General features: G+C 41.7%; 3 protein-coding genes and 1 pseudogene. All 4 read left to right on the top strand.

Annotation, left to right across the window (positions count from 1 at the left end; translation table 11 throughout):
- Positions 1–226 (top strand): major tail protein (locus H7968_RS17655; protein WP_319799518.1); only part of this gene is annotated, 226 nt, incomplete at its 5' end.
- A 61-nt stretch (positions 227–287) separates the two neighbouring features.
- A complete protein-coding gene (gene gpG / locus H7968_RS17650; RefSeq protein WP_227397324.1) occupies positions 288–623 on the top strand; it encodes a phage tail assembly chaperone G in 336 nt (111 codons plus the stop codon).
- Complete coding sequence (locus tag H7968_RS17645; RefSeq protein WP_227397323.1) at positions 623–769, top strand: hypothetical protein; 147 nt, start codon at positions 623–625, stop codon at positions 767–769. The genes gpG and H7968_RS17645 overlap by 1 nt, the downstream gene beginning before the upstream one ends.
- Positions 770–783: 14 nt before the next feature.
- Positions 784–1,442, top strand: a pseudogene (locus tag H7968_RS17640) (hypothetical protein); the annotation flags it as partial.

Genomic DNA, 1,442 nt, shown 5'->3' with positions numbered 1-1,442 from the left:
GGATGATGCTTTTGTATGGTTATTCAAAGGGAAATTCGCTCGTCCATCACGAACGGCGAATACAAAGGGTGAATCAGTAGAGTTCAACACGCCTACAATCACAGCAACGTTCATTTCACGTGATTTTGATGGCGAGGAAAAAGCGACGATTCGTAAAAACGCAACAAATTCTGCTATTACTGATTCTTGGTTCGAAGCTGTCTATGAGCCAGTTCCAACACCTTAATTCGATTATGTAAAGGAGGGCTCTTTCCGAGTCCTCTTATTTTATATCTGGAGGGATATTAGTGGAAATTACATTGCAGGTAATTGACGAACAAAACGAAGTAGAAGAGAAGCATTTTTCGGTACCGTTTGTGCCGGCATCAACCATGCTCGCATACTTTGAAATCGAAGAAAAAATTGAGAATAAAAAGCAGCTAAAGCCATCAGAAATCAAGCTATATGTTGACTTGATTGTAAAGACGTTCAGAAACCAGTTTACAGCAGAAGAATTTTTTGATGGAGTGCCCAGTCATCAGTTAATGGGGGTCATTACTGAATTCATTTTGTCGATCAACAAGGATCCCTACGCGGATAAAAAAGGTGAACCCTCGGGGGAGCGTCAAAAGACAGTCAATTAATGACTGTCAAAAAGGTTTACCGTCACCTGTTGAGTAATGGTCACACATTGATTGAAATCGATGAAATGGACATCTGGAGATACATCTATATTTATGCACCACCAAAATCGGCATCAAAGAAAACATATGATTGGCTGCTTTTATAAAGTGAGGTGAGAACATGGCTGATGAGATTGGAAGTTTGAAAGTATCCTTGTCCCTTGATGGAGGAGCTGAATTTAATCGTTCCTTATCATCTGCAGAGCGTAATCTTAAAACAATGGGCGGCGAGCTCGCGATCCTACGTAATAAGGGTAAAGAGTGGGGCGACTCTGTTGATGGGCTGAAAACCCGTCAAGAGACGTTAGGACGAACTTTGCAACAGCAGGAAGGATACGTAAAGCAGTTAAGGGCTGCATATGAGGCCTCTGTCAAAGAAAAAGGAAAAGATGCTAAGGCAACTGAACAGTTGGCAACAAAGCTCAATAAGGCAATTGCAGAATACACTCGTACTGAAACAGAAATTGAACAAGTAAATGCTGCATTAAAGAAGCAGGAGGCAGAACTTAAACAATCGGAGAGCGGTTGGACAAAGTTTGCTGATAATGCAGAAAAAGCAGGGCAATCTCTTCAGGATGCCGGTGAAAAAATCGGGAATGCAGGTGAAAAGTTAACGGTAGGTTTAACGACTCCTCTCGTTGCAGCCGGTCTTGCCTCAGGTAAAGTAGCCAATGATTTTGATATATCTCAAGGTAAAATTCAAGCTTCATTAGGCTTAACAGAACAAGAGGCCGAGAATCTGCAGAAACAAGCAGAAACGCTCTGGAAAAACGGATTTGG

The sequence above is a fragment of the Jeotgalibacillus aurantiacus genome (genome assembly GCF_020595125.1).
Classification (GTDB): domain Bacteria; phylum Bacillota; class Bacilli; order Bacillales; family Jeotgalibacillaceae; genus Jeotgalibacillus; species Jeotgalibacillus aurantiacus.
Note: the sequence above shows the minus strand (reverse complement) of the source record. Positions and strands in the feature narration are given on the sequence as shown.

Bases quoted from the DNA above. Each gene is read 5' to 3' on its own strand.
- H7968_RS17645 (WP_227397323.1), top strand. From the start codon at position 623: ATGACTGTCAAAAAGGTTTACCGTCACCTGTTGAGTAATGGTCACACA.